The 25,173-nt window shown below is 68.7% G+C and carries 23 protein-coding genes; 8 read left to right on the top strand and 15 right to left on the bottom strand.

What is annotated here, in order from left to right:
- Positions 1–700: 700 nt before the first annotated feature.
- Complete coding sequence (locus ASD42_RS06180; RefSeq protein WP_056811327.1) at positions 701–1,609, bottom strand: hydrogen peroxide-inducible genes activator; 909 nt, start codon at positions 1,607–1,609, stop codon at positions 701–703.
- An 81-nt stretch (positions 1,610–1,690) separates the two neighbouring features.
- Between ASD42_RS06180 and ASD42_RS06185 the strand changes: the two genes are divergently transcribed.
- The 3 genes from ASD42_RS06185 to ASD42_RS06195 all read left to right on the top strand — a co-directional run bounded on the left by ASD42_RS06185 (position 1,691) and on the right by ASD42_RS06195 (position 3,701).
- Positions 1,691–2,278 (top strand): peroxiredoxin, encoded by a 588-nt coding sequence (locus ASD42_RS06185; RefSeq protein WP_056811330.1) that lies wholly within the window; start codon positions 1,691–1,693, stop codon positions 2,276–2,278.
- 41 nt (positions 2,279–2,319) lie between these two features.
- On the top strand, positions 2,320–2,859 hold the full coding sequence (locus tag ASD42_RS06190; RefSeq protein WP_056811333.1) for a carboxymuconolactone decarboxylase family protein: 540 nt from the start codon (positions 2,320–2,322) through the stop codon (positions 2,857–2,859).
- Between the two features lie 140 nt (positions 2,860–2,999).
- Positions 3,000–3,701 (top strand): PhzF family phenazine biosynthesis protein, encoded by a 702-nt coding sequence (locus tag ASD42_RS06195; RefSeq protein ID WP_056811336.1) that lies wholly within the window; start codon positions 3,000–3,002, stop codon positions 3,699–3,701.
- Between the two features lie 28 nt (positions 3,702–3,729).
- Here ASD42_RS06195 and ASD42_RS06200 read toward each other — a convergent pair whose 3' ends face one another.
- Together ASD42_RS06200 and ASD42_RS06205 are read right to left on the bottom strand one after the other, a co-directional pair.
- Positions 3,730–5,106, bottom strand: coding sequence for an RskA family anti-sigma factor (locus ASD42_RS06200; RefSeq protein WP_056811338.1), 1,377 nt, complete (start codon positions 5,104–5,106; stop codon positions 3,730–3,732).
- A 58-nt stretch (positions 5,107–5,164) separates the two neighbouring features.
- Positions 5,165–5,776, bottom strand: a complete 612-nt coding sequence (locus ASD42_RS06205; RefSeq protein ID WP_162256194.1) for a DUF5134 domain-containing protein — start codon at positions 5,774–5,776, stop codon at positions 5,165–5,167.
- A 150-nt stretch (positions 5,777–5,926) separates the two neighbouring features.
- Between ASD42_RS06205 and ASD42_RS06210 the strand changes: the two genes are divergently transcribed.
- The 3 genes from ASD42_RS06210 to ASD42_RS06220 all read left to right on the top strand — a co-directional run bounded on the left by ASD42_RS06210 (position 5,927) and on the right by ASD42_RS06220 (position 8,145).
- Complete coding sequence (locus tag ASD42_RS06210) at positions 5,927–6,424, top strand: GNAT family N-acetyltransferase (RefSeq protein WP_056811344.1); 498 nt, start codon at positions 5,927–5,929, stop codon at positions 6,422–6,424.
- Between the two features lie 96 nt (positions 6,425–6,520).
- Positions 6,521–6,895 (top strand): YciI family protein, encoded by a 375-nt coding sequence (locus tag ASD42_RS06215; RefSeq protein WP_056811347.1) that lies wholly within the window; start codon positions 6,521–6,523, stop codon positions 6,893–6,895.
- Positions 6,896–6,903: 8 nt separating this feature from the next.
- On the top strand, positions 6,904–8,145 hold the full coding sequence (locus tag ASD42_RS06220) for an RNA polymerase sigma factor (protein WP_056811350.1): 1,242 nt from the start codon (positions 6,904–6,906) through the stop codon (positions 8,143–8,145).
- A 33-nt stretch (positions 8,146–8,178) separates the two neighbouring features.
- Here ASD42_RS06220 and ASD42_RS06225 read toward each other — a convergent pair whose 3' ends face one another.
- Both ASD42_RS06225 and ASD42_RS06230 read right to left on the bottom strand, forming a co-directional pair.
- Positions 8,179–9,402 carry an aminotransferase family protein gene (locus ASD42_RS06225; protein WP_056811353.1) on the bottom strand — a complete coding sequence of 408 codons (1,224 nt, stop codon included), beginning with the start codon at positions 9,400–9,402 and terminating at the stop codon, positions 8,179–8,181.
- A gap of 53 nt (positions 9,403–9,455) precedes the next feature.
- Positions 9,456–10,097 carry a Pr6Pr family membrane protein gene (locus ASD42_RS06230; RefSeq protein WP_056811356.1) on the bottom strand — a complete coding sequence of 214 codons (642 nt, stop codon included), beginning with the start codon at positions 10,095–10,097 and terminating at the stop codon, positions 9,456–9,458.
- A gap of 245 nt (positions 10,098–10,342) precedes the next feature.
- Here ASD42_RS06230 and hrpA point away from each other — a divergent pair, with 245 nt between their 5' ends.
- Positions 10,343–14,470 carry an ATP-dependent RNA helicase HrpA gene (gene hrpA / locus ASD42_RS06235; protein WP_056811359.1) on the top strand — a complete coding sequence of 1,376 codons (4,128 nt, stop codon included), beginning with the start codon at positions 10,343–10,345 and terminating at the stop codon, positions 14,468–14,470.
- A gap of 54 nt (positions 14,471–14,524) precedes the next feature.
- Here hrpA and nrdR read toward each other — a convergent pair whose 3' ends face one another.
- The 3 genes from nrdR to ASD42_RS06250 form a co-directional block, all read right to left on the bottom strand.
- A complete protein-coding gene (gene nrdR / locus ASD42_RS06240; RefSeq protein ID WP_056811361.1) occupies positions 14,525–14,998 on the bottom strand; it encodes a transcriptional regulator NrdR in 474 nt (157 codons plus the stop codon).
- A 57-nt stretch (positions 14,999–15,055) separates the two neighbouring features.
- Entirely contained in the window at positions 15,056–16,282 is a 1,227-nt protein-coding gene (locus tag ASD42_RS06245) for a hypothetical protein (RefSeq protein ID WP_084787021.1), read from the bottom strand.
- 159 nt (positions 16,283–16,441) lie between these two features.
- The gene (locus ASD42_RS06250) at positions 16,442–17,143 is read right to left on the bottom strand and encodes a hypothetical protein (protein WP_131816629.1); all 702 of its coding nucleotides are present in this window, start codon (positions 17,141–17,143) and stop codon (positions 16,442–16,444) included.
- A gap of 307 nt (positions 17,144–17,450) precedes the next feature.
- Between ASD42_RS06250 and lexA the strand changes: the two genes are divergently transcribed.
- Positions 17,451–18,089: a transcriptional repressor LexA gene (gene lexA, locus ASD42_RS06255; protein ID WP_235569435.1), complete on the top strand. Its 639-nt coding sequence runs from the start codon at positions 17,451–17,453 to the stop codon at positions 18,087–18,089.
- On the opposite strand, the gene ASD42_RS06260 is transcribed toward lexA, so the two are convergent.
- The 7 genes from ASD42_RS06260 to ASD42_RS06290 form a co-directional block, all read right to left on the bottom strand.
- Positions 18,086–18,832: a pirin family protein gene (locus tag ASD42_RS06260; RefSeq protein ID WP_056815571.1), complete on the bottom strand. Its 747-nt coding sequence runs from the start codon at positions 18,830–18,832 to the stop codon at positions 18,086–18,088. The genes lexA and ASD42_RS06260 overlap by 4 nt on opposite strands.
- A gap of 126 nt (positions 18,833–18,958) precedes the next feature.
- On the bottom strand, positions 18,959–19,831 hold the full coding sequence (locus tag ASD42_RS06265; protein WP_063893569.1) for a lysophospholipid acyltransferase family protein: 873 nt from the start codon (positions 19,829–19,831) through the stop codon (positions 18,959–18,961).
- A gap of 118 nt (positions 19,832–19,949) precedes the next feature.
- Entirely contained in the window at positions 19,950–21,383 is a 1,434-nt protein-coding gene (hflX, locus tag ASD42_RS06270) for a GTPase HflX (protein WP_056815573.1), read from the bottom strand.
- A gap of 172 nt (positions 21,384–21,555) precedes the next feature.
- Positions 21,556–22,437, bottom strand: a complete 882-nt coding sequence (dapF, locus tag ASD42_RS06275; protein WP_056815576.1) for a diaminopimelate epimerase — start codon at positions 22,435–22,437, stop codon at positions 21,556–21,558.
- A 44-nt stretch (positions 22,438–22,481) separates the two neighbouring features.
- Positions 22,482–23,318 (bottom strand): TrmH family RNA methyltransferase, encoded by an 837-nt coding sequence (locus tag ASD42_RS06280; protein WP_084465499.1) that lies wholly within the window; start codon positions 23,316–23,318, stop codon positions 22,482–22,484.
- A 38-nt stretch (positions 23,319–23,356) separates the two neighbouring features.
- Positions 23,357–24,256: a tRNA (adenosine(37)-N6)-dimethylallyltransferase MiaA gene (gene miaA / locus ASD42_RS06285; RefSeq protein ID WP_056811375.1), complete on the bottom strand. Its 900-nt coding sequence runs from the start codon at positions 24,254–24,256 to the stop codon at positions 23,357–23,359.
- Positions 24,253–25,026, bottom strand: coding sequence for a hypothetical protein (locus ASD42_RS06290; RefSeq protein WP_056811377.1), 774 nt, complete (start codon positions 25,024–25,026; stop codon positions 24,253–24,255). Before ASD42_RS06290 ends, miaA begins: the two co-directional genes overlap by 4 nt.
- Between the last annotated feature and the right edge of the window lie 147 nt (positions 25,027–25,173).

Here is a 25,173-nt window from a genome sequence, read left to right on the forward strand (position 1 = left end):
TTCGTTCATCGCCGGATCACCACCTGGAGGGGCCCAGGTACCGAATTCGGCACGATTCGGACTCTATTCGCAAATATGTCACATCCTCTTGCCTCGCCACAGAGATAGCTATAAGGTGTCGTGGGCGTTCGAGATTGGGATACACATTCCTCGAACTAAAGAATGCCGATAGTTAGCTGAAGCAAATATTACGCCGGTAAGCAGCAGTCGATATATCGCTGTATTGCCGAGTTATTATGGGACAATAATTTACGCCGCGAAATTCTCGCGCGTGCCGGCGCATGGGGGACGTACACCCTGCGAAAATTCATCTGCAACGACGTTGATCAGCCGACTCGCTGCATACCACTATTATCAGCGTATAGAGATCCGCTAAAAATTTCTTCGAAGCTCCAGCAAGCGTTACAGCGTTCCTCGAATTCGAATGCGTCGCACAGTTCCCGCCTGTGAACACTCACCCTGCCGCGGATCGTGCGCGCGACCATGCGCACCGAAAGGCGCGCCCTCAGCGGCACAACGACTTTCGACCCCGGCGCTCTCATCGAGCGTGGCGGCCACACCATCGCCGGGTGGGGTCACCGCGCACATGCGCATCGGCTCCGGTGGCGAGCGTGGCCACCGCCGATCCCTCAGCGGCGCGGTGTCGCGGTGCACCGCGATCCCGAATTCGAGCCTGCCCGACAGCTCCGAACAGAGGAGATCAGAAAGGGCGCTTGGCTCGAATGATCGCGGCGAGGTATTCGTAATCCGAGGCCCGCGCGGAGGACCCCCGATAGGCGAGCCCGATCGTGCGGCCAGGAGCGGGAGTCGCGAACCGCGCGATGTCCAGGCTCGCGCGCGCGGTCTCGGCGGCCACGGCCATCTCCGGGATGAGCGTCACGCCGAGCCCGCCGGCCACGCACTGCACGACCGTGGTCAGCGAGGCGGCGCGGGTATCGCCGACCGTCCCGGGTTGCACGTCGGCCGAGCGACACAGGTCAAGGGTCTGATCACGCAGGCAATGGCCCTCGTCGAGCAGCAACAGCGGTAGGTCGGCGAGGGCGGGCGCGGCCAGGTCGGTACGGCCGGCGAGCTCGTGGCCGCGCGGCGTGACCAGCACGAATTCCTCACTGTAGAGCGGAATCTCGACCAAGCCGTTCGCTTCGCTCGGCAACGCGAGCACCGCCACGTCGAGCACACCGGTGCGCAGGCCCTCCAGTAGCCGCGCGGTCTGGTCCTCGACCACCTGGGGCAGCACCCCGGGCAGTTTGCGGCGTAACTCGGGCAACAGTTCGGGCAGCACGTAGGGGGCGACGGTCGGAATGATGCCCACGCGCAGCGTGCCGCCGAGGGTGTCGCCGGTCGCCGAGGCCACGAATCGGTCGGCGGCTTCCAGGGTGGCCATGGCCTGCGGCAGCAGCCGCATCCCCGCGGCGGTGACCAGCACGCGGCGGGTGCTGCGCTCGATCAATTGGAGCCCGAGTCCGTTTTCCAGTGATGCCAGTGCCTGCGATAACGTGGGTTGACTCACAGTCAAACGCGCTGCGGCGGTGCCGAAATGCCGGTATTCGGCGACGGCCACGAACGCACGCAGCTGCGACAGGGTTGGCTGATAAGTCTGATCACTCACACCTATCAGTGTACGACCAGCAATCGGCTTTACCTTTCAGTAGGCTGACCATCAACCACACCACCACTGAGGAGACGAAGCATGGCTCTGCTGACCATCGGCGACCAATTCCCGGCATACAACCTCAAGGCCGTCATCGGAGGCGATCTCTCCAAGGTCGACGCACAGCAGCCCGACGATTACTTCACCCAGATCACCAGCGACGACCACGCGGGCAAGTGGCGCATCGTGTTCTTCTGGCCCAAGGACTTCACCTTCGTGTGCCCGACCGAGATCGCCGCGTTCGGCAAGCTGAACGAGGAGTTCGCCGATCGTGACGCGCAGGTCCTCGGCGCCTCGGTCGACAACGAGTTCGTGCACTTCCAGTGGCGCGCCCAGCACGAGGATCTCAAGACCCTGCCCTTCCCGATCCTGTCCGACCTCAAGCGTGAACTGGCCACCGCCGCCGGTGTTCTCAACGCCGACGGTGTCGCCGACCGCGCCACCTTCATCGTCGACCCGAACAACGAGGTGCAGTTCGTCTCGGTGACCGCCGGTTCGGTCGGTCGCAATGTCGACGAGGTGCTGCGCGTGCTCGACGCACTGCAGTCCGACGAGCTGTGCGCCTGCAACTGGAAGAAGGGCGACCCGACCATCAACGCGGGCGAGTTGCTCACCGCCAGCGTCTGAACCACTTCCCCACCGAACCACCTTGAAGGAGCCCCACTGTCATGAGCATCGAGAACCTGAAGAACTCTCTTCCCGAGTACGCCAAGGACCTCAAGCTCAATCTGTCCTCGCTGGCCCGCACCACGGTGCTCAACGAGCAGCAGCTGTGGGGCACCCTGCTGGCTTCGGCCGCCGCCACACGCTCGGCCACCACCCTGCGTGAGGTCGCCGAGGAGGCCGCCGACGTGCTCTCGGCCGAGGCCTACGAGGCCGCGCTCGGCGCCGCGTCGATCATGGGCATGAACAACGTGTTCTACCGGGGTAAGGCATTCCTGGACGGTCGTTACGACGACCTGCGCGCGGGTCTGCGGATGAACATCATCGGCAACCCCGGCGTCGACAAGGCCGATTTCGAGCTGTGGTCGTTCGCGGTCTCCTCGATCAACGGCTGCGCGCACTGCCTCGAAGCGCACGAGAAGACGCTGCGCGAGGCTGGTGTGTCGCGCGAGGTGATCTTCGAGTCGCTGCGTGCGGCGGCGATCGTCGCCGGCGTCGGTCAGGCCGTGGCGTCCACCGAGGCGCTGGCCTCGGCCGCCGTCTGAGTCGGTTTCGCGCCTGTTCCCGCAGGTGTCGAGCGGCCCCGATCCGGTTTCCGGGTCGGGGCCGCTGCCGTGTGGAGCGGACACGGCGGGGCGCTCGCGGGTCGATCGGCGCCGCTGAGCGGGCCGGTAGGCTCGCGATCATGAACGCACATGATGTGCCCGATGCCCCGGATATCCAGGTCGAGGTCGTCCGAGTGTTCACCGATCCGGCCGGAAATCTCGGCAACGCGCTCGGCATCGCCCGCGCCGGCGATGTCGTCGCCCTCGACAAGCAGGAGCTGGCGGCGAGGCTGGGGTTCAGCGAGACCACGGTGGTCTCCGATCCTGTCGACGGCGTCGCCGACGTCCGCATCTACACACCCGCCGTCGAGTTGCCCTTCGCCGGGCATCCCACCGTCGGCACCGCGTGGTGGCTCGATGTCCAGCGCACGCCGGTGCACACCTTGCGGGTGCCCGCGGGCCCGGTGGCCGTCACCCGGACAGACGGCCTGACCTGGATCACCGCGCGCGCCGAGTGGGCGCCGAAATTCGTTTTCCGGCAACTGGATTCGGGCGAGGAGCTGGCGGCATTGTCGCCCGGCGACTTCACCGCAGGCCAGCACTTCTTCTGGGCGTGGACCGACGAGTCGCGTGGCGCGCTGCGGGCCAGGATGTTCGCCCCGGCGATGGGCATCGCCGAGGACGAGGCGACCGGAGCGGCGGCGGTCGCGCTCACCGGGCAGTTGCGTCGCGGGCTGATCATCACGCAGGGGCAGGGCTCACAGCTCTACACCGAATGGGACTCCGACGGCTGGGTGCGCCTGGGTGGGCGCGTCGCCGAAGATCACGTAGTGGTGCTCTGAACCGGCCGCAGCGAAGGCGCGGGTACGTCTAGCCCTCCGGTTGACCGCCGAAGCGACGCAGCCAGGGCGGTTTGGCCGTCCAGTGACCGCGCCGTTGCGGTGCGGTGCCCAGGTCGGCGAGGATGCGGGTTTCGAGATTCCGGGGCGGGGTGTGCTGGTCGTCGGCGGCCAGCAGCGCGAGCACTTCGTGCACGCCACGGACGCGGGTGGCGAACTGCGACAGACTGTTCGCGGTGGTGGCGGTGAGCTTGTTCTCGATGTGGTGGTGCTCGAGTTCGGCGACCGCGTCGAGCGCGTAGGCGTCGGCCAGTGACAGGACCGAGCCCGGCGGACACCACGACTGTTTGGCCGTCCACCGGTCGATCCGCTGCTCGGCGAGCCGTTCGATGCTCTCCGCCAGCAGTCTCGTGACCATCGGCACGCGCAGGCCGAGTTCGCGGCCGATGGCACGGTAGGTGCGGCCGCCGTAGTAGGCGAGAACGAAGATTTCGCAGCGGCTGTCGAGTGGGTCGTCGAAGCCGAGTCTGGCCGCGGCCGCGAGCCACGGCATGTCGTCGCCGCCGCGACGGTCCAGTCGCAGCCGCTGGACCGCGAGGCGATGGATCTGGGCCAGTAGCCAGGACTGGTCGGGGGTGAACGCCGGACGGTCGTGGGCAGTGGCCGCGTCGGGGCCCGGACGTTCTGTGTCGATGCCGAACTGTCGGGCATCGGGCCAATACGCGCCGAGGTGACCGAAATCCCAGTGGGCCATGTCGAGATGGTCCCCCTCGGTGTTGCCGGGGCCGGACCGCCCAGGGCCGGGAGAGGCAACACCGGTGTGGTCCGCGTCGGGACGGCGGGGCCCGCCTCCGTCATCGGCGCCGCCGTGGTGAGCCTCCGGATAGTCGGCGCCGAGGTGATCCGGCCCCTCGAAACGAGCGCCGGAGTCGACGTGGTCGACGCCTCCATCGGGCAGACGGGAACTGTCATGGGTGTAGACGACGCCGCGACCGAAGGCGACGTCCATCGAACCCGAGAGGTCGGGGCCCAGATCGGATCGCTGTTCGGTGGCGGCGAATGCCGAACGGCCCCATGGCGTGCCGAGGTCCGGGCCCGGCCGCGACGGCGGGCCGACCATCGTGTCGTCGGCGGATTCGGCGGACCGGGAAACAGGTTCCCGGTCGATGTCGTCCTCGTCGACGATCCATTGCGCCGCTCGCGCACGCCGATATCCCTCACGGACGACATCTTCGGCCGCACCGCGACGGTGCAGCACCCGAAGCGCCAATCCGAACGCGGCGGGGCCGGTGGCGCGGTAGAGCGCGCGCATCTCCTCGCGATCGTCGGCGCCGCGGACGATCGCGGGGACGCGCGTACCGTCACCGCGGACCCCCGACGGCGGTTGGGGACCGCGCTGCCCGCTCATCGTCGAATTCCTGCCCACACTAAGGCAATTCGCAGCGCGAGCGGTTGTGGATCGGTATTCACCGGCCGATCGCGGCGATCAGCATGAACGCGGTCCCGATATCCATCACCACATGGGGCACCAGGGCCGAGGTCAACGGGTGGGAACCGGCGGGATGGACGAAGCGGTGCCAGCGTGACCGGTGACCGACGGTACCGAGGGCGAGCAGCGCGTCGAGGCCGAACAGCACCGCCAGCACCACGGCGGGCCAGCCAGCCCCATCGGTGCCGCCGTGCACAGCCCCGTGCCCGGCCATCGCGTAGAGCATCGCCGCGGCGGCGATCGTGTGATACCCGAGTGCCAGCACGCCGTCGGGTGGCGATCCGGTGCGCCACCCCATGACACGTTCGGCGAGCAGGATCGCGAACGCGACGGTGAGGGCGGTGAGCAGCCCGCGCATCGCGTGCGGATCGCTGGCGGCGGGGAACACCAGCATGGTCAGCATCACCAAGCACATGAGCAGGTGCGCGCTGTCGGATGCGGTATCGACACGGTGAGCCGGCGGTGTTCGCCTGGCCAATCGGGTCGCCACGATCAGCGACGCCAGCACGAACGCGGCGACCACCGGCCACCGCACGAACGCATACTGCTCCACGAAATCGGCCACACCCCACCACTTTCGAGTCGACACCCGCTCCACCATGCTCGCACCCCGGTCACGGTCCCGGGGTTGTTTCCACGGTCAGGACGCACGGCCCAGGACGCCACCACGTTCGCCGAGCACACACTGGGTAGCTGACCCGGATGGTCGGCCGGCTCCATCGACCCGCAAACTGGACTGATGACCGATAACCCGACTGCCGCGGTCGACCGACTCCGGGTGGTGGCCGACGATCTCTCCGGCGCCGACGTCCGTGCCCTGCTGGCCGCTCACCACCGGGAAATGGCCGACACCACCCCCGCGTGCAGCATGCACGCCCTCGACCTCACCGCCCTGCGCGATCCCGCGGTCACCGTGTGGAGCGCGTGGTCCGGCGACGATCTCGTCGGGTGCGGCGCCCTGAAGGAACTCGATGCCGGGCACGCCGAGATCAAGTCGATGCGCACCGCTGACGGACACACCGGCCGAGGTGTGGCCGCCGCCGTGCTCGCCCACCTGGTCGCGGTAGCCCGAGAACGCGGGTACCGCAGACTGAGCCTGGAAACCGGCGCCGAGGACTTCTTCGCCCCGGCCCGCCGCCTCTACCTGCGCCACGGGTTCACCGAGTGCGGTCCGTTCGGCAGCTACTCCCCCGACCCGCTGAGCCGATTCTTCACCGTGGCGCTCGAACCTTCCTGATTCCGCGCGAGGTGATGTAGACACAGCGTGGCCGACTCCGACGTTCCAGGTGAGGATGGGTCATCGGGACGCATCCGCGATCGCGAAGGAGCCACGATGAAGTACGTGATCTTGATCCACTCCAACCCCCAGCCGTGGGGCCACCCGACCGGCGACTACCTGCCCGAATTCCAGGCGCTGCCCGCCGCGGAACGCGACCGGATCACCGCGGATTTCGAGGCGTTGCTCGGCGAGATGAGCGAGCGGGGCGAACTGGTGAGCGGCGCGGCGCTCGGTGCGCCCGAGTCCTCGCGGCTGTATCGCTGGGACGACGGCAAGCCGCTGGCCACCGACGGTCCCTACTCCGAAGCCAAGGAACATCTGGCCGGGTTCTTCCTGATCGATGTCGAGGACCGGGCACGGGCCGAGGAGATCGCCGCGCAGTTCGCAGGCGCTGGCGAGACCGTCGAACTGCGATCGATCATGGGCTGAACCGACCGATGAACGCGAGCGCGGTCGAGGACGTGTGGCGGCAGGAGGCGCCGCACGTTCTGGCCGCCCTGCTGCGCCGACACAGCGACCTGGGCGAGTGCGAAGACGCCGCCCAGGAAGCGGCCGCTGCGGCAGCGACCCAGTGGCCCCGGGACGGACTGCCGGCCAACCCGCGCGGCTGGCTCGTCACGGTGGCTTCGCGGCGACTGATCGACCGCGTCCGAGCCGACCAGGCACGGTGCGGACGCGAGCAGGCCGTCGCACGCGCCCGACCGGCCGATACCTTCCTCGCACCACCCGCCGACGCGTCTGCCGACGACGCCGACGACACCCTGCGACTGCTGCTGCTGTGCTGCCACCCGAGCCTGAGCCGCCCCTCCCAGGTCGCTCTCACCCTGCACGCCGTGGCCGGGCTGAGTACCGCACAGATCGCCGCCGCCTACCTCGTCCCGGAACGGACGATGACCCAGCGGCTGACCAGGGCCAGGGCGACGCTGCGTGCGGCCGGTGCGGTATTCGAGCTGCCCGCGCAGGCCGACCTGCCCGCCCGCATCGCCGCCGTGCTCGATGTGTGCCACCTGCTGTTCGCCGAAGGACACACCCGCTCGGCCGGTGGCACGCTGGTCGACCGGACCATGGCCGACGAGGCCATTCGCCTGACCCGCCAACTCCACGCGGTGATCCCCGACCACGACGAGATCACCGGTGCGCTGGCCCTGATGCTGCTCACCCACGCCCGCTCCGCTGCCCGCACGCGGGACGGCGAACTGGTGCCGCTGGCCGAGCAGGACCGCACGCGCTGGGATCAACCGATGATCGCCGAGGGAGTGGCGATCCTCGAGCGGGTACTGCCCCACGGTCACGTCGGCCGGTTCCAGCTCCAAGCGGCGATCGCGGCGGTCCACGCCGAATCTCCAACGTGGGCGAGCACCGACTGGCGCCAGATCAGCATCCTCTACGCCATGCTCGACCGCATCGCGCCCGGCCCGATCGTCACGCTCAATCGCGCGGTCGCCGTCGGCACGGCCTTCGACCCGAGAGACGGGCTGGCCCTGGTGGATCCGCTACTCGACGACCCACTGATGGTCCGCCATCACCGCACCCACGCGGTGCGCGCCCACCTGCTCGAATTGATCGGCGACCGGCCCGCGGCCCTCGAAAGCTACCGCCGCGCGGCACAACTCACCGCCAGCATTCCCGAGCAGCGCTATCTCAACACCCGCCTCCGCCATCTCACCGACGACGACTGAGTTCCCCGGGGTATCACTGAACCGGCGGACGAATCAGCCGAGGGCGCGGGCGAATCCGGCAGCGAGATCGGCGACCTGCGCGTCGGTCATGACGAACGAGGGCGAGATCTGCATCGCGCCCGCTCCGGCGGCGCGGCCCGAGATGCCGTGTTCGCGCAGCGTTTTCACCAGGGCGGGGCCTTCGGAGGGGTCGGCGAGTTGGACCGCGGCCACGGCGCCGAGACCGCTACGGACTTCGGCGACGCGAGGGTGATCGGCCAAGGGAGCCAACGCGGTGTGCAGGGTGGATTCGAGGCGGGCGGCCTCTTCGAGCAGACCTTCGCGTTCGACGATGGCGAGGTTGGCCAGGGCCGCGGCGGCCGCACCGGCGTGGCCGCCGTAGGTGTAGCCGTGGCGGAACCAGGTGCCACCGGCGTAGAAGGGCTCGGCCACGTGGGGGGCGATGAAGACCGCGCCCATCGGAAGGTAGCCGGAGGTGAGGCCCTTGGCGGTGGTCATCAGATCGGGCTGCAGGTCGAAGCGGGTGGAGGCGAACCAGGAGCCACCGATGCGGCCGAACCCGGTGACGACCTCATCGGCGACGAACAGGATGTCGTGGTCGCGGCAGATCTGGCGGACCTCGGCCAGGTAGCCCTCGGGCGGCAGGTACACCCCGCCTGCACCGATGATCGGTTCGCAGAAGAACGCGGCGATCTGCTCGGCGCCGACCTCTTCGATCAGGGCGAGCAGCGACTTCGCGTCGTCCCATTCGACCGTGCGGGTGTCGGCGACCAGCACGCCGTAGCCCTCCTTGTTCGGCGTCAGGCCGCCGAGCGCGGTGCTCGCGTAATGCATGCCGTGGTAGGCCAACCGACGACCGACCAGGATCTTCTTGTCGGCGCGGCCCTGTTCGTGCCAGTAGCGGCGGGCCAGCTTGGCCGCGGTCTCCACCGAATCGGAGCCGCCGGAGGTGAAGAAGATCTTGCTGCCGGGAACGGGCGCGATCGACGCGAGTTTCTCGGCGAGTTCCTGGGTGGGAGCTTCGGTGAGGTCGCCGAAGTTGGAGTAGTGCGCGATGGTGCGCAACTGATCGGCGACGGCGTCGGCGATCTCCCCGCGACCGTGCCCCACGTTGGCGAACCACAGCCCGGCGGTGGCATCGAGGTAGCGCTTGCCCGCGGTGTCGAAGACGTAGGCGCCCTCGCCGCGAGCGACAACGAACGCACCGTCACGATTGACGGCACCCATATCGGCGAATCCATGCCAGAGCGCATTCATGGGTCCACATTTACCCCACCCGGCGCGAACCCGCGCACCGGGCCCGCCGTGGGTCAGACTTCGGACTTGCGTTCACGCCACCGAGCGGGCAGGTCTCCCAGCGACGCCATGGCAACCGCGAGCACGACGAACACCACCAGCAATACCGCGAGCCCGATCGTCAGCGACACATATCCCTGGGTGCGCGGGTCGATGAACGGGTAGGGGTACCAGTCGACGATCGGGCCGCGGATCAGGCTGTAGACGCCGTAGGCCACCGGGAAGATCAGCCACAGGCCGATCAGTTCGGGGCTGGGGCGAAGTCGCGCGGCCATCGCGACGAACAACCAGTCCAGCAGCAGGACCAGCGGCACGATGCGGTGCAGGACATCGTTGATCCACTTGTCGGTGAGCATCACGTCGACGTCGGCCAGCAGGACCGCGTAGACGACCATCGTGATGAGCATGTACAGGGTGACAGCTCCGCGAAACGTCTGCCAGCGCGGGCTCTGCGGGGCGAGAGTGCCCCCGACGAGCAGCACGATCACGGTCAAGATGTTGGACTCGATGGTGAAGTAGCTCAGGTAGTTCGTGAGTGAGAAGCTCGCCGAGTCCATGTTCCGCAGCGGAATCCACACCAGGGCGAGGATCCCGAGCAACCCGAAGGCGATCCGGTAGGCCCTGATCCACCACGCCGTCCGCACCGATGCACTCATGCCGCGCCCTCTCCGAATGCTGTGGCGGTCCTGCTGCGCCCATCGACCGCTCGTGCCGGGATCTTCGCATGACGCAGCCTCGCTGACCGGGAGCTCGAGCTCGCGCGCCCGTCGCGTCGCGCGTGATCGCGGGACGCGCGGACCGCGACGGGCAGACGTCGCGGTGTGTCGTTGGTCTCCGCGAGGGCGCGAGCGGGCAACGCGGGGGAAAACCGGTGGCGGGCTTCGCTAGGCTGGTAGGCGCAATGACCAGGACAGCTAGCACCGGAACCCGCGCGCTGCGCACCCGCCTGGCGGAGGTCTCGCTGCGCGATGAACATCGGCTCCGGCGCAAGCTCGACCGTGCGCGCCTCGACGACCTACCCGCCATCGAGGCCGAGGTCGCCACGGCCGAAACCCGCGTGGCCAATCGCCGCGCGGCGCTTCCGCAGATCACCTACCCCGAACAACTCCCCGTTTCCGCGCGCCGCGACGACATCGCCGCGGCGATCGCCGCCCATCAGGTCGTGATCGTGGCCGGTGAGACCGGTTCCGGCAAGACCACCCAGATCCCGAAGATCTGTCTCGAACTCGGTCGCGGAATCCGCGGCACCATCGGGCACACCCAGCCGCGCAGGCTCGCCGCGCGCACCGTGGCCGAACGCATCGCCGAGGAACTGCGCACCGAACTGGGTGACGTGGTCGGCTACACGGTCCGGTTCACCGATCAGGCGTCGGATCGCACGCTGGTCAAACTCATGACCGACGGCATCCTGCTCGCCGAGATCCAGCGCGACCGGATGCTGCGCCGCTACGACACGATCATCATCGACGAGGCCCATGAGCGCAGCCTCAATATCGACTTCCTGCTCGGATATCTGAAGCAGTTACTGCCGCAGCGGCCCGATCTCAAGGTGATCATCACCTCGGCGACGATCGATCCCGAACTGTTCGCCCGCCATTTCGCCGATGCGCAAGGCGTTCCCGCGCCGATCGTCGAAGTGTCGGGTCGGTCGTATCCGGTGGAGTTGCGGTACCGGCCACTGTCGTTGGAACTCCCCGGCACCGACGAGGACGAGGACACCCGCGTCGTCGACCGCGACCCCACCGACGCCATCGCCGACGGGGTCGTCGAACTGTTCGCCGAGGGCGACGGTGACGTGCTGGTGTTCCTGTCGGGCGAACGCGAGATCCGTGACACCGCCGACGCCCTGCGCGACCTGAAACTGCCCCGCACCGAGATCGTGCCGCTGTACGCGCGGCTCTCGGCCGCCGAACAGCACAAGGTCTTCGCCCCACATACCGGGCGCCGGGTGGTGCTGGCCACCAATGTCGCCGAGACCTCGCTGACGGTGCCGGGCATCCGCTACGTCATCGACCCCGGTACAGCCCGCATTTCGCGCTATTCGATGCGCACCAAGGTGCAGCGGCTGCCGATCGAAGAGGTCTCGCAGGCCTCGGCGCGGCAGCGATCGGGTCGCTGTGGTCGCGTGGCGGACGGTATCTGTATCCGGCTGTATTCCGAGGACGATTTCGAGGCGCGGCCCGCGTTCACCGAGCCGGAGATCCTGCGCACCAACCTCGCGGCGGTCATCCTGCAGATGACGGCGCTGGGGCTCGGCGACATCGAGAGTTTCCCGTTCGTGGAGGCCCCCGATCGGCGCGCCATTCGCGACGGCATCGCGCTGCTCGAAGAGCTGGGCGCGTTGGCGCACGGGAGCACGAAATCTGTTGACGGCGAAGCTGATTCGGGCGGACATCTCACCCTCACGCCGATCGGGCGGGAGATGGCCCAGCTGCCGGTGGACCCGCGGATGGCGCGCATGCTCGTCGAAGCGCAGCGCAACGGGTGCCTCGACGAGGTACTGATCATTGTCGCGGCGCTGTCGATTCAGGATGTGCGCGAACGTCCTGTCGAGCATCAGCAGGCGGCCGACACCCAGCACGCGCGCTTCGTTGTCGAGGGCTCGGATTTCCTGGCCTACCTGCGGCTGTGGGATTACCTCACCGAGCAGCGGAAATCGCTGTCGTCCAACCAGTTCCGCCGGATGTGCCGCGAGGAGTTCCTGCACTACCTGCGCATCAGGGAGTGGCAGGACCTGCACGGCCAGCTGCGCACGATCGCCCGCGGGATGGGCTGGAACGACGCGGGCGCCGGCCGAGAACAGACGAACGCCGGTTCGAACGCTACCGCCGACCGTGTGAGCACCAAGGCCGACGGCTCGCGCCAAGCGGGCGGGCGGTCACGACGCCGCGGCGGCGGAGCCCCACGTGGGCAGCACGCCGCGCCCGTGAAAGCCGTTGCCGGGTCGGCGGATTCGTCCGATGACGACGCGATGCCATGGCCGAGTACGCAGATCCACCAGTCGCTGCTGGCGGGCATGCTCTCGCATATCGGTGTGCGCGAGGCGGAGTCGCGGGAGTTCCTCGGGGCGCGCAATGCGAAGTTCATGATCTTCCCCGGGTCGTCGCTGGCCAAGAAGGCGCCGCGCTGGGTGATGGCGGCCGAGCTGGTGGAGACCTCGCGGCTGTGGGGGCGGATCGCGGCGAAAGTGGAGCCGGAGTGGGCCGAACGGCTCGCCGGTGATCTGGTGAAACGTACCTACTCCGAACCACATTGGTCGTCCAAGCGTGGTTCGGCGCGCGCCTACGAGCGGGCGACGCTGTACGGCGTGCCGTTGGTGACCGGGCGGCCGGTGGACTTCGGGCGCATCGACCCGGAGCTCTCGCGCGAGCTGTTCTTGCGCCATGCCCTGGTACAGGGCGAATGGCAGACGCGGCACGGGTTCTTCGCCCGCAATCGGGCCCTGATCGATGATGTCGCCGACCTCGAACATCGGGCCCGGCGACGCGACATCCTCGTCGACGACGAGGTGCTGTTCGAGTTCTACGACAAGCGCGTCCCCGCCGACATCGTGTCGGTGCGCCATTTCGACAGCTGGTGGCGCAAAACCGAGCGTAAAGATCCCGCGCTGCTGGACTTCTCGACCGACACCGTGGTCAATGCCGGTATCGCCACGCTCGACCCGACCGACTTCCCCGACGCCTGGCGCCAGGGTGAGCTCAGCTTCCCACTGACCTACCAGTTCGAGCCGGGGCGCGACGACGACGGCGTCACCGCGCGGATCCCGGTGGAACAGCTCGCGCACGTGCGGGCGGTCGGCTTCGACTGGCTGGTCCCCGGCATGCGCGAAGAGCTGGCCGCCGCGTTCATCAAAACCCTCCCGAAGACGTTGCGGCGCGCGGTCGTTCCCGCGCCCGACTTCGCGTCGGCGGCCTTGCGCGCGCTGACCCCGCGCGCCGAACCGCTGCGCACCGGGCTCTCCCGGGAATTGTCGCGGCTGGGTTCGGTCACCATCACCACCGACGATCTCTCCCCCACCGCGCTGCCGGATCACCTGAGGATGACCTTCGCCGCGGTCGATCAGAGCGGCACGGTGCTGGCCAAGAACAAGAGTCTTCCACAGCTCAAAGCGCAACTGGCCGATCAGGTTTCGGCGTCGGTGGCCCGTGCCACCGCCGGTGCCGAGCGTGCGCCCGCCACGGTGTGGACATCGGAGTCGCTCGGTTCGGTCGCGCCGACCGTGAGCCGCGAGGTCGCGGGCCAGACCGTGACGGGGTACCCGGCCCTCGTCCCCGAGGGTGAGGGCGTCGCGGTGCGAGTCCTGAGCTCGCCCGGCGAGCAGGCGGCCGCGATGCGAGCGGGTGTGCGCACCCTGCTGCTCGCCGCGATCCCGACCTCGACGCGCGCGGTCACCGCCGGACTGCCCGCCCGCGATCGGCTGGCGCTGAGTCAGAACCCTGACGGGTCGCTGGACAAACTGGTCGAGGACTGCCGGATCGCCGCCGCCGACGAACTCATCGCCAAGGCGGGCGGCCCGGTTCGCACGCCCGCGGAGTTCGACAAGCTCGTGGCGGCCGTCCGCCCGCAACTGTCCACGGCGGTCGTCGCCCTGATCCGCACCGTCGTTCCGGTCCTGGCGGCCGCCCAGCAGGCGCGAGCTGCGCTGGCCGACACCCTCGAAACCGATATCGCCGATGATGTGCGCCAGCAACTCGACGACCTGCTCTTCCCCGGTTTCGTCGCCGAATGGGGGCGGGTGCGGCTGCGTGAACTCCCGCGCTACCTGCTGGCCGCGGCCCAGCGCCTGGAATCGCTGCCGGGCTCGGCGGTGCGCGACCGTCAGGGGATGGTCGAGGTGGATCGGATGCTCGTCGCCTACGACAAGCTCGTCAGCGCGCTGGCGCCCGGGCGCAAGAATGCCCGTGAGGTCACCGAGATCTGGTGGATGATCGAGGAACTGCGAGTAAGTCTCTTCGCTCAGAAGTTGGGTACGCCGTACCCGGTATCGGCCAAGCGCATCGAGAAGGCGATCAGCACGATCCGTCGCTGAAATCGGTGCGGCCGTTGCGGTTTCGCCACGGCGCCACCGAGGTCGCGGCGCGGATCAGTCGGTCGCGGCGACAGCGGCAGCCTCGCGGGCCGCGCGCATCTCGGTGATCTCGCGTTCGAAATCGGCCGCGCTGGTGAAGGATCGGTACACCGAGGCGAAGCGCAGATACGCCACTTCGTCGAGGTCGCGCAGCGGGCCGAGGATGGCCAGACCGACCTCGTGGCTCGGCACCTCGGGAGAACCCTTGGCGCGCACCGCGTCTTCGACCTGCTGGGCCAGCAGGTTCAGGGCGTCGTCATCGACTTCGCGACCCTGGCACGCGCGGCGCACACCGACGATCACCTTCTCGCGGCTGAACGGCTCGGTGACGCCACTGCGCTTGACCACCGACAGGATCGCAGTCTCGACCGTGGTGAATCGGCGCCCACAGCTCGGGCAGGATCGACGGCGACGGATCGCAGTACCTTCCTCGGCTTCCCGCGAGTCGACGACGCGCGAGTCGGGGTGTCGGCAATACGGGCAATGCATCCGAGGGTTCCTTCGTCGATGCGCATTTCTATTCCATGGCTCTTGACAGGATACCGGTCAGGATGGCACAACCTGCCACTGCGTGGTCAGGTCCGCGATGATGTCGGGTAACCGAGCCAGCATCCGGCCCCGGTCGAGCTTGACCGCGAACGGTTCGCGATACACCGTCGCCGCGGCTGCCGCGTCGGTCGCGAGGGCGAGATGACGTGGCAGCAGGTCGGCGGCGATGTAGTCCCAGCGGGTCTCGCGGTCGGCCCAGTTGAACGCGGGCAGCGGCGTCCGCAGACCCAGCGGCTGCCCCGCGGCGATCGGCGACCACACCGTGACCGGGGCGTACACGCCGGGAGCACGGGTGCCGGGAACGGCGGGCTTACCCGCGACGGTGGTGACATAGGTGAGTACCCGCCCCATGCCGTCGCGGCCACGCGCGGTCACATCCCACTGGTCGGCGACGATCTGGTTCTGTTCCCGGTCGGCCATGGCGACCAGCGCGTCGGCGCGACCCGCTTCGGTGCCGCCGTCGATCCCAGTCCAGGCCACCCGCATGCCGTCGTCGAGCAGGCCGGCCGCGAACATCTCGTCGATACCCGCCATTCCGTCGGCCAGGTAGGCCTCGTGCATCGGGACCAGGTCGATGAAGATGTGCTTCTGCATGATCGTCAGTCGGGTCTGATACCAGGCGAGGTCGGCGAAGGTCAGCCGCGGACCGAGGACGGCCAGGGCGGTGATGTCGGCCGGTACCCCGGTGAGCAGTTCCGGCGGAGTGGCACGGAGCAGGCCTGCCACCGTGTTACCGAGGTCGTGGATCCCGCCGACGGAGACGACGCCGGCGACGACGCCGACGTCGAAGAAGCCCGCGGCGAAGGACGCGCCCGCGATGCCGGCCATGCCCGCCCAGTAGAGATCGGAGCGGGCGGCGGCGAGGCGGAAGTAGTTCACGTACACCTGGCTGAAGGTGGCGGAATTGGCCGCGACACCGTGCTCGGGCGCCCAGGCTTCGAGGTCGATCGCGGCGTTGTCGGTGGCTACGACGAGCCAAAACTGGTGCAGCAACGTCGCATACCGCGCCGGGTCGATGCCGTCGGCCCGCGCCTGGGTCAGTGCTTCCCGCAGCGGTGGCTGCGACAGCGGGAGCTCGGGGTGCAGGCCGCCACCGTATTCGCCGTCACCGTTGAGAGCAGGCAGATCGAGGTAGGCGGCGTAGGCGGGAACCGCGTGCGCGGCGGGTGCCAGCAGCGCGCCGAGCACCACAGTGAGCAGTAGAGCGACCGAGCAGCGGCGCACCGAGACCTCGCATCCGGGTTCGATCGAGGCCCCGGCCTCGATGCAGGATGCCCGTCACCGTAGCAACGTGTTCTAGTTTCAGGATGCGATTCGTCGATACCGATGATCTCGCGGGCTGCCGAAACCTCCCCGAAAACGTTTCCGCGCAGCTGTTTCCACTCATCGGCCCGGCTCGAACCGTGCGCCGGACCCGAAGCCCGCCTGCTCCGAGGTTCCGGGAATCGTCGAGTCGACGTGGTCGACGAAACTGCCGGCCCGCACGTGTGCCAGCCCGAGGAAACCCACGACGATCAGCGCGGTCACCAACGCCGTGACAGCCAGTGCGGCGAAGCCCACCTTGGCCTGCTCGACCCGATGCAGTGGATGCATACCTCGGGCACGGCCGGTCCGCACGGGACCGCGGGAGTAGAGCGACAGTTCACTGCGCGGCGCGCGGAGCTGTGGGCCGCGCTCGACCGACGGGCGAACAACCGCACGACGTTGCGGTGCAGTGCGAGGCACGGTGGCGAAGGCGAGGTCGAGTTCGGCGTCGGTGAGTGCGATGCGCCGAGCGGGACGGACGATATCGGCCGGTTCGGCGGCAGGCAGGTTGTTCGCGGGCATGCTCAACACGCCGGATCGGACGATACTGCGCGCGACATTCGTGGGCGCGGCGGCGGCTCGACGAGTCGAGACAGAGTCGGCGAGCACCGTGGTCGACGACGCTTCGACCACGTGCGGTTCGGCGCCGACCGGCTGCGGCATCGTCGGCCGGACCAAGGCGAAAGGTCGTGGGGTGCGGGCGGTCCGGCGTCGGCGGAGCATCGGCTCCGGGGCGGCGGTGGGGTCTGAGGAACGCAGGGCGCTGGTTGCTGTGCTCATCGGAAGAACCTCCGGGGTGGTGTGCTCCGCTGCTGCGAGAAAGTACTGGTGAGGCGGCAATGCCTCCCGCTGTTCGAACACCTGTGCGACGAACTGATGTTCGATTTCTACCAGATCCCCGCGTCCCTGTCAGCACGAAACGCCCGACATGCTCGAACAGATGTTTGATTGTTCGGCGTGGCCCGACTAGCCTCGAGATGGCCAATTCGACAACTCAGAAGGGCGGGACACGGTGACCCACACAGACGACACGGGTGACGAAAGCGGCACCGGCACCGTCACATCGGGATCCGGAACGGATCTCACCGTGCGTCAACGCACGGTCCTCGATGTCATCCGCTCCTCGGTGACCGAACGGGGCTATCCGCCCAGCATCCGCGAGATCGGTGACGCGGTCGGCCTCACCTCCACCTCTTCGGTGGCCCATCAGCTGCGCGCCCTCGAACGCAAGGGCTACCTACGCCGAGACCCGAATCGGCCGCGCGCGGTGAACGTTCGTGGACTCGACGAGGCGGTCCGCTCGGTCACCACGCTGCCCCAGCAGACCGACGAGGTCGATCCGAGTCGCCCGACTCCGACGTTCGTCCCCGTCCTCGGCCGGATCGCCGCCGGTGGCCCGATCCTGGCCGAGCAGGCAGTGGAAGACGTTTTTCCCTTGCCGCGCGAACTCGTCGGCGAGGGTTCGCTGTTCCTACTCAAGGTGGTCGGCCAGTCGATGATCGACGCGGCGATCTGCGACGGCGACTTCGTCGTGGTGCGTCAGCAGAATGTCGCCGAGGGTGGCGACATCGTCGCCGCGATGATCGACGGCGAGGCTACCGTGAAGACCTTCAAGCGCAGCGGCAAGGACGTGTGGCTGATGCCACACAACCCGCACTTCGAACCGATCCCCGGCAACGACGCGCAAATTCTGGGCAAGGTCGTCACCGTCATCCGCAAGGTCTAGCGGCGCGCGGTCGCGGTCATCTCCCAGATCAGCAGCTCGGCGGCGGTCACCGCGGTCACGCGGTGGCCGCCTGTCGCTGTCAGGCGTACGGCGTCGCCCTGGTGCAGCGCGCCGTAGCCCTCGTAGTCGACGGCGCCACGGGCGAGGAAGACGTGCCCGTAGGGCGCGTCGGGGACCGTGATCGCCTGACCGGGGTCGAGACGCGCGACGTGGAATGCGGCATGACGGTTGCCGATGCCGATCGCCGCCTCGCCGCGATGGCGCGGCATCCCGGACGCCACCGGCACCAGCGTGTTGCGGGCGAGCTCGCCCTCGATGTCGAGTTCCTGGTAGCTCGGCGCGACGCCGGTCTCCTCCGGCGGAATCCACATCTGCACGACGTGCAGGCGCTGCTTCTCGCGGTAGCCCGCCCCGTTGCGCTCCGAATGCAGGATGCCCGCACCCGCGCTCATCCGCTGCGCGAGCCCGGGACGGATCATGCCCGAATGCCCGGTGGAATCCTGGTGCACCACGGTGCCTTCCAGGACCCAGGTGAGGATCTCGGTATCGCGGTGCTGATGGGTATCGAACCCCTCGCCCGGGTCGACGATGTCCTCGTTGTGCACGAGAAGTAGACCGTGGGCGTAGTCCTCGAGGACGAAATTGCCGGTGACCGGGAACGACTGCCGTGAGTCGAGCCATTCGTTGCGCCAGCGCCTGCGGTCCGCGCCGAGCACGACCTCGACCTGCTCCGTCACGATCATCGTCACCCTTTCGACATCCGGACCCTGGTCCGTATAACTGGGTAACGAGATCGGCGCCGCGGGCATTCCACGCCGTCCGCGTGCGTCTGCCTCGCGGCGCCGATCCGGTGAATCAGGCGGTTCCGGTCACCAGGGCAACGCGTTGCGCAGGCGACCGACCAGGGTCCGGCCGGTATCGCGTTCGCGCTCGTTGAACAGGAACTGCAACTCTTCTTCGAGTCCCTTGCGCACCACATCGCGCAGATCGGCGGCCGCACCGTCGAGGTCGTCGGCTTCCAACCACGGCGCCGGGTCGATGGGGGCGCCCGCGGAGAAGTAGAACCGCTCCGGTCGGGGCAGCGGCGTCGGGCCGACACCCTTGACCAGGGGCGGATTCAGTTCGGTATTGATGCCGAGTAGTCGGCAGGTCCAGCGCAGCGGAGCCATCGCCGCATGCTGACCGTCGAAGACGATGTCGTAGGCGTCGTCGGCGCCGATCATCGCCAGCGGCACGATCGGCACCCCCGCCTGAATCGCCATCCGCGCGAATCCGGTGCGGCCCTCCCACTTGAGCGCGTACTTCTCGCCCTTGCGGCGGATCGCCTCGCGGCCGCCACCGGGGAACACCACCACCGCTTCCCCGCGCTCGAGCAGCGCCAGGCAGTTCGAGCGGGTCCCTCGGACGGTGCCGAAATGGTGCAGGAAATCCCGCACCCCGGGCACCATCAACACGTGTTCGGCCAGGCCACGCACCAGCCTGCCGCGCTCCCGCAGGATCTCCGGCAGGATCAGCGGCGCGTCGATCAAGCCGAGCAGGTTGTGGTTGGCCACGATCAGCACCGGCCCTTCGGCCGGAATGTTCTCCAGACCGTAGAACTTGGGGCTGGTCCACGCCCGCAGCGGCGCGAGCACCGCTTCGAAGGCCCGGATATCCCATTCACTCGGTGTCGGGGCGAGCGGCGCCCCGTCCGAGAGGACAGGGTCGCCCACCGCGACCCTGTCCTGCGTCACATTTCCCATACTTTGATGGTCGTTCGACATAACACCCTCCTGCTGTCGATATTCGACCATAGCGTCCGAAAATGCCTGTGTCGCATCGGCATTTGTCCGCAACCAGCAGGCAAATCAGCGAAAAAGATCAGCTGAGAGCCGGCTCGGCAGGACCCGCATGGGCGTACTCGGACAGGGCCGCGGCCAAGGCGTGCGGCACACGCGCGCGTACCCGAGTACCGCCCTCTTCGTGGTCGGCGGTGACGATTCTACCGTCGGCGTGGATGCGGGCGAGCAGGTCCCCTCGGCTGTAGGGCAGCAGCACACTGATGTCGACATCGAGTCCGCCGAGCACCTCGGAGAGCCGCTCCCGCAACTCCTCCACACCCGCGCCGGTCTGCGCCGAGACGAAGGCCGCCTGCGGCAACATGCCGCGCAACCGGGTGAGTTCGTTCGGGTCGGCGGCGTCGATCTTGTTGACCACCAGCAGTTCCGGCGGTGCCGGTGTGCCCTGCTCCCTGATCACATCGGTGATCACCTCACGCACCGCCCTGATCTGCTCGAGCGGCAGCGGGTCGGCGCCGTCGACGACGTGCAGCAGCAGATCGGCGCCGGTGACCTCTTCCAGCGTCGAGCGGAAAGCCTCGACCAGCTGGGTCGGCAGGTGGCGAACGAAGCCGACGGTATCGGTGAACACCATCTCGCGACCGTCGTCGAGCGCCGCCCGGCGAGTGGTCGGGTCCAGGGTGGCGAACAGCGCGTCCTGCACGAGCAGGCCCGCGCCGGTGAGCGAGTTCATCAGGCTGGACTTGCCCGCGTTGGTGTAGCCGACGATCGCGATCGAAGGAACGCCGCTCTCGCTGCGGCGCGCGCGCATGGTGTCGCGTGCGGTCTTCATCTCCCGGATCTCGCGGCGGAGTTTGGCCATCCGCTCCCGGATCCGACGACGATCGGTTTCGATCTTGGTCTCACCGGGACCACGGGTACCGACGCCACCGCTGGCGCCGCCCGCCCGGCCACCGGCCTGACGCGACATCGACTCACCCCAGCCGCGCAGGCGGGGCAGCATGTACTCCATCTGCGCCAACGCGACCTGGGCCTTGCCCTCGCGAGAGGTGGCGTGCTGGGCGAAGATGTCGAGGATCAGCGCGGTGCGGTCGATGACCTTCACCTTGACGACCTTCTCCAGCGCGGTGAGCTGGGCGGGCGTGAGTTCACCGTCGCAGATCACCGTGTCGGCGCCGGTGTCGAGGACGACGGTGCGCAACTCCTCGGCCTTACCGGAGCCGATGTAGGTGGCCGGATCGGGCTTGTCGCGACGCTGGATCAGGGCCTCGAGGACCTCCGAGCCCGCTGTCTCGGCGAGCGCGGCCAACTCGACCATGCTCGCGTCGGCCTGGGCGACGCTGCCGGTGGTCCAGACACCGACCAGCACGACGCGCTCGAGGCGCAGCTGGCGGTATTCGACCTCGGTGATATCGGTGAGTTCGGTGGACAGCCCCGCGACGCGGCGCAACGAGCTGCGCTCGTCGAGCTGCATCTCGCCGACCGTCGGATCGCTCGCCCAACCGGGCTGTTTCATGCGGGCCGCGTGGCGGGCCAACGCATCATCGACGTCTCCGCGGTCGGCGGCGACGTCGGGATCGGCCGCGGTGGTGTGCTCGGCCGATGTGGATTCTGTGGGTTCTACTGGTTTCGTCATACGTTCTCCATGCTGCCACGTCCGGGTGACAGCGTGCACGCGGTTATCGGTGCTACTGCGCGTCCCACCAGGACTGCGACAGCGTTCCCGAGGCCAGCAGGACCGAGGGACCGCGCAGCCAGGCGCGTGCTTCGGCGATGCCGACGCGTACCTGTCCGCCGGGAACCCGCACCGTGACCTCGCCGGATTCGGTGCCGATCGACACCCCGGCGGCGGTCAACGCGGCGGCGGCCGCGGCCACTGTCCCGGTTCCACAGGAACGGGTTTCGCCGACTCCGCGTTCGTAGACGCGCATGTCCACGGCGTTGTCGGCGTCGAGCGCGGTGAGGATTTCGACGTTCACACCGTGCGGGAACAGGTCGGGGTCGAAGCCCGGCGACACGCTCAGGTCGAGTTTGGCCAGCGCGTCGACGGTCATACTGTCGTCGACGCAGGCCAGGTGCGGATTGCCGACATCGATGCCGATTCCGGCCAGCGCCCAGCCGGCCAGCGTGGCGGTGGAGGGGCCGAGCTCACGGACAACGCCCATGTCCACGGTGACCTCACCGTCGGTCGGGCCTGCCTCGTGCACGACGACCGGGCGAGCGCCCGCACGACTGCCGACGACGTACTCGGTGCGCTGCTCCAGCCCGGTGGCGTTGAGGTAGTGCGCGAAGACCCGCACCCCGTTGCCGCACATCTCGGCGATCGAACCGTCGCCGTTGCGGTAGTCCATGAACCAGTCGTCCGCGCCGACGCCCTCCGGCAGGGCTTCCAGGACACCGGCGGCGAGCAGCGCACCGGCCTCGGCCACGCGCAGCACACCGTCGGCGCCGAGGCCGCGCTGCCGGTCGCACAGTGCGGCGACGCGGTCGGCGGTCAGGTCGAGGCGCACCTCGAGGTCGGGCAGCACCACGAAGTCGTTCTGGGTGCCGTGGCCCTTGCTGAATTCGATGTCGGACACGTCCCTCATTCTCCTCTGTGCCGCGGTGGGGTCTATTACCGGGCGAACGTGCGTCGCTGCCGGGCGATCTCGTAGAGGCTGATCGCCCCCGCCGACGGCGCGCCGAGCGAGCTGGCGGTGCCGCCCATCGGAATGGTGACCAGGTCGTCGCAGGCGTCGGCCCACGCCGAGCTCATACCGGTGGTCTCGTTGCCGACGACCAGGATCGTCGCCCCGGTGAAGTCGTAGTCGTAGATCGTGCTCGGCGCGGCCTCATCGGTGCCGACGACGCGGGTGGGGATGCCGCGAGCCTGTTGGCGGTCACGGAATTCGAGCACCTGGCCGGGGCCCGCCGCGCGCAGCACCGGCATCGCGAACAGCGAACCGGTCGAGGCGCGCACGGCTTGCGGGTCGAACTGGTCGGCGCCGTGGCCGGTGACGATCACCCCGGACGCGCCGAAGGCGTCCGCCGAGCGGATCAGCGTGCCGAGGTTACCGGGCGAGTTCGGGCGATCGAACACGACCACGACCGGGGCGTCCTCCCCCGGTTCACCGGGTGCGTAGTCGGCCAGGTCCGGATGCCGCGACACCGCGACCGCGACGATCTCGGGCGCGCTCGCCGCCTTCTCCCCCAGCTCGGCCATGAGTTCGGGGACCAGGCCCACCTGCGGCACGTCGGCGGTGTCGAGGATCTCGCGCGCCCAACTCGACAGCTCGGGGCCGCCGAGCCGGTAGAGCAACGTTTCCAGCGGCCAGTCGTTGTCGAGTGCCTGGGTGATCGGGCGCACGCCTTGCACGAGGAACCGGCCGTCACGATGACGTTTGGTCCGGTTGTTGAGGTATGCCTGCCACACCTGCACCGAGGCGTTGCGGGTACTCACTCGTCGCGTCACTGCGCTGTCCGTCCTATCGGGTCGGTGTTCGAATGTCGTCAGAGCAGGGCCAGCGCGCTCGCGGCGAGCTCGGGATCCGCGCCGTCCACCCAGGAGACCCTGGGGTCGCGCCGGAACCACGACCGCTGCCTGCGCACGTATCGACGGGTGCCGATCAGCGTGCGCTCGCGAGCGTGGTCGAGATCGTATTCGCCGTCGAGGTAGGCCAGCACCTGGGCGTAGCCGATGGCACGGCGGGCGGTCTGACCCTCGCGCAGGCCCGCGTCGACCAGTCCGCGGACCTCGTCGACCAGACCCGAATCGAACATCAGCGCGGTGCGGGTCTCGATGCGGGCGTCGAGGGCGGCGGTCTCCCGGTCGACGCCGAGAATCGCGGTGTTCCAGCGCGGGGTGCCGATGGTCGGGGCCGAGGCGGCGAACGGGCGACCGGTCAGTTCCACGACCTCGAGCGCGCGCACCATGCGTCGGCCGTCGGTGGGCAGGATGGTGGCCGCGGCGACCGGGTCGGCCTGCAGCAGCGCCGCGTGCAGGGCCTGTACCCCGCTCTCGTCCAGGAGCGCTTCCCAGCGGGCGCGGACCTCGGGATCGGTGGCCGGGAAATCCCACTCGTCGAGCAGGGCTTGCACGTACATCATCGACCCGCCCACGATGACCGGGGTCCTTCCGCGCGCCATGATGTCCTCGACGACGGCGCGGGCCGCGCTCTGGTAGGCGGCGACGGTCGCGGTCTCGGTGACGTCGAGAACGTCGAGCAGATGGTGCGGGATCCCGCGTCGCTGGTCGAGCGGCAGTTTCGCGGTGCCGACGTCCATTCCGCGATAGAGCTGCATGGCGTCGATGTTGACGATCTCGCCGCCGAGTTCGGTGGCGAGATCGAGGGCGAGGTCGGATTTCCCGGTAGCGGTGGGGCCGACGACCGCGATCGGTCTGCTCGTCACTCGTCGGTCCCTTTCTGCCCACTCGGTTGCCACACGCTCACGTCGTAGCCGACGCCATAGGGCGCGCCCTGATAGAGCGTACGCACCCGCGGATCGGCCGAATCGACGGCGAAAAGACCGCCGAGTACCTGGTAGGCGGCGCGTCCGTCGACGAGCAGCGCCGCGCACAGTTCCGGCTCGAGCGCGGCCAACCCGGCGCGCGAACCCGTGCGCAAGGCGGTGTCGAGGTCGTGCTGCACCGCGTGGGCTCGCTCGTCGAGATAGCCGGGTGACTCGACCGTCAACGTCGCGGCGCCGTCGGCGACCACGAGCACCGCGTACGGGTCCGGCTCGCTGTCGAGCTCGGCGCGAATCGCGGCGCCCGCCTCGGCACACCGCGCGGGCGAGGCGTCGGCGGCGAAGAGCCGGGCTCGCACCGAAATCCGCGGCGCGGCCCGCTCCCGCAACCATCCGGCGACCAGTACCGGAAGGGGAAGCTGGGAGTCTGCTGGACCGGGCTCCTCGCTCGCCGGACCGAGTCCGACGACGACATCGGCGCCGAACCCACGAAACGTTCCCCGGGTCGACGAACCGTAGATCCGATCATGGCTGTCGACCCCGATCACGACCCACCGGTCGGCGGCCGCGGCGAGGGCGGCCGCGGCGTCCAGCGCGGCCGCGCGCAGCACCACGATCGGATCGTCGGGATCGCTGCCGGACACCGGGACTCGCCCACACAGTTCGGGCACCAGCATCGGCGGCGACGGGACCAGGGCCGCTATCGAGAACACGCGGTAACCGTAGCCGCAGCGCGCACGGGGGCCCGCATCCGGCGCGGTGCGGACGCGCGACGGTCTGCGAGTGTCCGGCGTAGGGATGCCCGCCGAGATTGCTAGTGTTTTCAGGTGCGACTACCCACGTCGTCCGGGACGAAATCC

The sequence above is a fragment of the Nocardia sp. Root136 genome, assembly GCF_001427185.1.
Taxonomy (GTDB): domain Bacteria; phylum Actinomycetota; class Actinomycetes; order Mycobacteriales; family Mycobacteriaceae; genus Nocardia; species Nocardia salmonicida.